This is a genomic window from Galbibacter sp. PAP.153 (assembly GCF_037029175.1).
In the GTDB taxonomy this organism is placed as follows: domain Bacteria; phylum Bacteroidota; class Bacteroidia; order Flavobacteriales; family Flavobacteriaceae; genus Galbibacter; species Galbibacter pacificus.
In genome coordinates, this window is sequence record NZ_JAZEUN010000044.1 from 1 (window position 1) to 5,327 (window position 5,327).

The following is a 5,327-nucleotide window of genomic DNA, read 5'->3' on the forward strand; positions in this document are numbered from 1 at the left end:
ACTACTTCTTACAGGACTGGAATTAATGGGCACACCATCAACAATGTACAGGGGATAATTTCCATCGTTGCGCAGACTGTTCGTTCCGCGTATACGAATACTCGGCGCTAATCCGTTAATTCCGCTTCCTTGCTCTACTTCCACGCCGGGTATTCTGCCTTCTAAAGCCTGCAATGGACTCACAATGGGCTGCAGCTCGATTTCCTCAGAGGTCACCTTGGCTATGTTCCCTGTCCGCTCCCTTTCTTTTACCGTATAATACCCGGCATTGACCGTAACGGCACCCAGATCCATTACGTCCTCTTCCAGCACCAGGGAAAGTTCCGCCGAGCTTCCCACGGCAACCTCCAGTTTCTTGAACCCGATATAGCTCAGTATCAAAACATCGGAAGGGGCGGCCTCCAGGTAAAAGGTCCCTTTTTCATCCGAAAAAGTGCCACTTGAAGAACCTTTTATCCCTACGTTCACTCCCTGGATGGGAACGCCGTTGGAATCGGTGACCGTCCCCTTGATCCGATGCTGAATTAGTTTAAGGCTTGGGTTATTTGGACTTCCCCAAGCGTTGAATCCCAACGGGGTCAAAAAAATAAAAAGAATACAAATAAGTAATCCCCTTACCTTGTTTACAAAGGTATTTTTCATAAATTTGTTTTAGTTTGATTAAACTTGGTTTTAATTAAATCTACCCTCCGGTAACCTGTCAAAGTGATTGGAGGGTTCTTTATGCCATACATCAAAATGGTTTCAAGTTTTACTTGATTTTTATTTTATCGTAGGCATTCTGTTATTCATAAAAATCTTCATTAAAAGATATATCGCTAAGTATTTCCAGGCAGACACCCTACAAAATGTTGCCAATGATATTTTCAGGATTAGTTTCCACCTGGATATACCGTAACTAATTCAAATGTTTATCTCATAGGCATAATTATTTTCAATTAATATATAGACCACCACACCATAGCAAAGTGTATTAATAATACTAAAGGAATATCGTTGCATGACCGGATATCATGAATATGTGTAGACGTTCATTACAGGAGAAAAGAATTTTGGATTACCGGACACAATATTAAATAACTAATACTATAAATAAATTCTCATCAAAAAGAATTATCATGTCACTCCTGTAACATTTAACCCTAAACTGGGTTTTTAGGTTTCTTAGCAAAAAGAATATCAAACAAGCTAATAAATAATAATAAGGTAACAATGTTTGTTTCCTTCAAAAAGCATTGAGATTTATTTATCAAATAATAACAGTTATTATTGCTCATTGTAAGTAATAGATTACCATTCATTTGTTAAGTTTGATTAACAAAACCTTATGCAAATAAAAAATATTATAGATAAAATCAAAAAAAAAGGGGTTGATTAATATGTTTTTTGAGTTGACTTTTATATATTTGAAGAAATAAATTTGTAACATGACACAAACATATCTAAGACCAAAAAAATCCCATATCGGTCGAAATATTACGGCTCTTCGCAACCTAAAAGGGATAAAACAAGAAGCATTAGCAATAGAAACAGGAATTTCTCAATCTGAAATTTCTGCAATTGAGAATTCTGAGGAAGTTGAAGAAGAAAAATTGTCAAAAATCGCAAAAGCTCTGAATCTGACCCCGGAAGTGATTAAGGCTTTCGATGAAACATATGCGTTTTATAGTATAGACAACAAACTCGAAAATGTTGAAATAAAGGAGACTGCACATGGTATCCACCAAGTTTTCAGTCCTGTTGAAAAAGTTGTAGAACTCTATGAACGTTTATTAGCGAGCGAGAAAGAAAAAGTCGAAATACTTAAAAAAGCTCAACAAAAATAATATCAAAATAAATAATTATGCCTGATACCATTGCAAATACTCTAGTTTTACACAGAGGTAGAAAAATAGAAAGAGTTAGAAGACTTAGAGGTTGGACCCAGTCTGATTTAGGGGACAGAATGAATATAACAAAACAAGCGGTTTCTAAATTAGAACAATCTGAAAATATTAGTGACGAAAAGCTTAAGGACGTAGCTGTAGCTCTTGGAGTTACATTTGAAGGATTAAGAGACTTTAGCGAAGAAAAGGTTCTTTATAATACTAACAATTTTTATGAGAACAGCGGTGTCTCAGCTACCAATATCGCAGCGAATATAGAAACTATAAACAACCCTTTAAAAGAAACAATCGAGATGTTTGAGCGACAATTAGAAGTCGTTCGTAAGGAACTTATAAACATATTAAAGAACAAGTAAGGATAAATACTGTATTCCCGCTCATATTAAATCTTACGCTAAGTACTATCAGAACCGTTTCAGGTGATTGTATAAAAAACGAAACCCGCTAGTTTGAATTTCTTCAGGGACTACCGGGAATAAGATAGAACAAAGATAACAAACAATAATGTATTACACATACAAACTCAATCATTCATATACCCATAATAAACTCGTTGCAGAACTCGGCTTTGGCTTTTGGAGGTTCATGTTTGCACAACACCAATATCGTGCTACCGGAAGAAATCTCTTAAATATTTTTCCTACTAAACCTACAAGTTCTGCTACTAACCAATATAATAATAAATATATTTTTAACCGTTTAGCAGAAATAAACGGCCTAAGAAATAGAATTGCTCATCATGAACCTATTTGTTTTCAGCCAAATCAAACAATAAAAAGTACGACATACGTAAGACAGCATTATTCACTAATCCGCCAACTATTTCAATGGATGAATATCGATGAATCGGCATTATTATATGGTCTGGATCATATTAATACTGTGTGTAACAGAATTGACAATTTGTAGTGAATCTTAACCATGTAGTGGTTGGCAAATATTGAAACTGTAAATAACCCCTTAAAAAAGACAATTGAAATGTTTCAGAGACAATTAGAAGCGGTTCTTAAAGGTGCACATCAAAGAAAAATGATAAAACTATCATCACTCCAAAAGAAAAAGGAGCAATAGCTATTACACAAGAAAAAGAGCAACAGGATTATATCCTGACCGTCTTTGAACAAATGATGAAAACCATTTCTTATACAGCACTTATTCAAGATTACAAGATAGAATCTTTTCCCGTTGAAGATCTGGATAAAAGCGATGAGTTTGCGGAAAAGAAAATACTTTTTTATGCCAATGCTATTGAAACGTTTAACGGAAAACATCACGATAAAATTGTTTATGAAATGATTGTGGAGGTAAATGAAGATGAAATTTTAAATAAAGAGCCAAAATTAATATGCCTTTGTGATAAAAAGGGAAGATTAATATGGCCCGGAACCGGTTCAATATTTCCAAATAAACCTAGTTTGATCAATAGGGCAAACAAAATTAAAAAAAGCGGTGATTTTGATAAAAACAAGTCTAGTTGTTTTTAAACCACTATGCTGCATATATCTATTACAGCAATCTTTTGAGTTAAAAATTTAACCGATAAATAAAATTATGCTAAGTTATATGATGTAATTGATGGGACGGATACTACATATCTATAAAGGTTTTGATCAGATATTTATATGATGATTACCTTGCAAAATATATAAAATAAAAAATCCTTTGAAAAAAATTCCAAAGGATTTTCATTATAAATAGAGAGCTATTCTCTTATTAAAATTGAAACATTAATAAGAACTCATTTGTGTTTCCTGAATTGGCCAATTCTTCTCTTGTACTCATTTCATATGCATATCCAACAGTGAAATGTTTTGCTATTTTAAAGTTTGCCAGTCCTGCATAAGCTCGATCGGTGCGATACATAGCTCCAATTTCAAAAACTTCATTAAAAGAAATCATGGTATTAACATCTAATGATATAGGTGCTCCTGCAACATAACGTGTCATAATTGAAGGTTTAAGCTTCAAGTTAGTCACATCATTTAATAAAAAATCATATCCGACAGAACCATACATATGTGGTCGTGAGGAAGCTGAAGTTAGGATTCCGTCTTCATTCTCAGATCGCTCTGTAGATAATAGTCTAGGAATAGACAAGGAAGCATACCAATTATTTCCTTTTATCAACAACCCTACTCCAATATTCGGATTGAAGTTGGAAATTGATGCTATACTAGGATCCGCCATAACATTATAAGTTTCCAGTCCCTCTGTATTTACACTGTAGAAATCTCCTCCTGCTTTCAGCCCCAAATAGAGGTCTAATTGATCCTTAAGCTTAAGTCGGTAGGAAAAATCAATAGATGTGAATGTTTCACTCTCCACAAAAGTATTACTATTTATAACTGTTACTCCTAATCCGATTTTTTCTCCAACTGAAGTTGAAAATGAAACCGTTTGAAGTGTCGGTGCATCTTTAATATCGGTCCATTGTTGACGGATACTGGACTTTATTAAAGTTTGTCCATTTACACCCGTATAAGCTGGATTGAATAAATTTATTTGATATCTGTAGTTGGTTATAATCTCTTCTTGTTGAGCATATATACAACTACTGACTATACATAGTATTCCAAATACTATATTTCTTAATTTTTGCATCTTATATATTTTATATTCCTGATTATCTTGTTAAATACAGCCAACCTTCATAATCGATTTGTCCTGTTCCTTCCAGATCAATTTGAAAGTAGTATGAACCTGATTCAGGAAGTTTTTCTTTATAATTATTATAGTGACCGTCCCAATCGTTCTGATAATTTCTGGCTTTAAACACTTCCTTACCCCAACTATTAAATACATGCACTATTGAATTGGGATAATTCTCAATATTATAGATAACCCAAGTATCATTAATACCATCACCATTGGGTGTAAATGCCTGAGAAGCATTTAAATCTATTGTGTCACAAATATCTCCGAGCCCGTCTCTGTCTCTATCCTCCTGACCTGGATTATACTGTAAAGGACAATTATCAACAGTATCTAAAACCCCGTCATTATCATCATCATCATCTAATACATCTCCTATTCCATCATTATCCGTATCCAACTGATCGCTATTGGGAATTTCAATTGCGTTGTCAAGATCATCCATAATTCCATCTCCATCTTCATCTCGCTGACTTGGAGCACAACCCCATTGATTCACCCCTGATCCAACCGGTGAGTTTGGACACAAATCAATGTCATCCGGAATTCCATCTTTATCTGAATCTATAACATTGTTATAGGGATCATCATCATCGGAATTTAATAATCCATCTCCATCAATATCAGGATCCGTGTTATCCCCGGTGCCATCACCATCGGTATCGGTATCCTCAGTAGGATCATAAGGGAAGGCATCCTTTTCATTTGGAGTTCCGTCTCCGTCGATATCAGTATCCGTGTTATCTCCCGTGCCATCACCATCAGTGTCTGTATCCTCCGTAGGATCAT

Annotated in this window: 6 protein-coding genes; 3 read left to right on the forward strand and 3 right to left on the reverse strand. The window is 34.7% G+C overall.

Annotation, left to right across the window (positions count from 1 at the left end; translation table 11 throughout):
* On the reverse strand, positions 1 to 642 hold a 642-nt coding region (locus tag UXI14_RS17835), incomplete at its 3' end, for a carboxypeptidase-like regulatory domain-containing protein (RefSeq protein WP_335967327.1).
* A gap of 785 nt (positions 643 to 1,427) precedes the next feature.
* Between UXI14_RS17835 and UXI14_RS17840 the strand changes: the two genes are divergently transcribed.
* The 3 genes from UXI14_RS17840 (at position 1,428) to UXI14_RS17850 (ending at position 3,370) form a co-directional block, all read left to right on the forward strand.
* A complete protein-coding gene (locus UXI14_RS17840) occupies positions 1,428 to 1,826 on the forward strand; it encodes a helix-turn-helix transcriptional regulator (protein WP_335967328.1) in 399 nt (132 codons plus the stop codon).
* A gap of 17 nt (positions 1,827 to 1,843) precedes the next feature.
* Complete coding sequence (locus tag UXI14_RS17845) at positions 1,844 to 2,242, forward strand: helix-turn-helix transcriptional regulator (RefSeq protein ID WP_335967329.1); 399 nt, start codon at positions 1,844 to 1,846, stop codon at positions 2,240 to 2,242.
* Positions 2,243 to 3,010: 768 nt separating this feature from the next.
* Positions 3,011 to 3,370, forward strand: a complete 360-nt coding sequence (locus UXI14_RS17850; RefSeq protein ID WP_335967330.1) for a hypothetical protein — start codon at positions 3,011 to 3,013, stop codon at positions 3,368 to 3,370.
* A gap of 229 nt (positions 3,371 to 3,599) precedes the next feature.
* On the opposite strand, the gene UXI14_RS17855 is transcribed toward UXI14_RS17850, so the two are convergent.
* Both UXI14_RS17855 and UXI14_RS17860 read right to left on the reverse strand, forming a co-directional pair.
* Positions 3,600 to 4,487 carry a type IX secretion system membrane protein PorP/SprF gene (locus tag UXI14_RS17855; RefSeq protein WP_335967331.1) on the reverse strand — a complete coding sequence of 296 codons (888 nt, stop codon included), beginning with the start codon at positions 4,485 to 4,487 and terminating at the stop codon, positions 3,600 to 3,602.
* A gap of 22 nt (positions 4,488 to 4,509) precedes the next feature.
* Positions 4,510 to 5,327 (reverse strand): gliding motility-associated C-terminal domain-containing protein (locus UXI14_RS17860; protein WP_335967332.1); only part of this gene is annotated, 818 nt, incomplete at its 5' end.

Bases quoted from the DNA above. Each gene is read 5' to 3' on its own strand.
- UXI14_RS17840 (WP_335967328.1), top strand. From the start codon at position 1,428: ATGACACAAACATATCTAAGACCAAAAAAATCCCATATCGGTCGAAAT.
- UXI14_RS17845 (WP_335967329.1), top strand. From the start codon at position 1,844: ATGCCTGATACCATTGCAAATACTCTAGTTTTACACAGAGGTAGAAAA.
- UXI14_RS17850 (WP_335967330.1), top strand. From the start codon at position 3,011: ATGATGAAAACCATTTCTTATACAGCACTTATTCAAGATTACAAGATA.
- UXI14_RS17855 (WP_335967331.1), bottom strand. From the start codon at position 4,487: ATGCAAAAATTAAGAAATATAGTATTTGGAATACTATGTATAGTCAGT.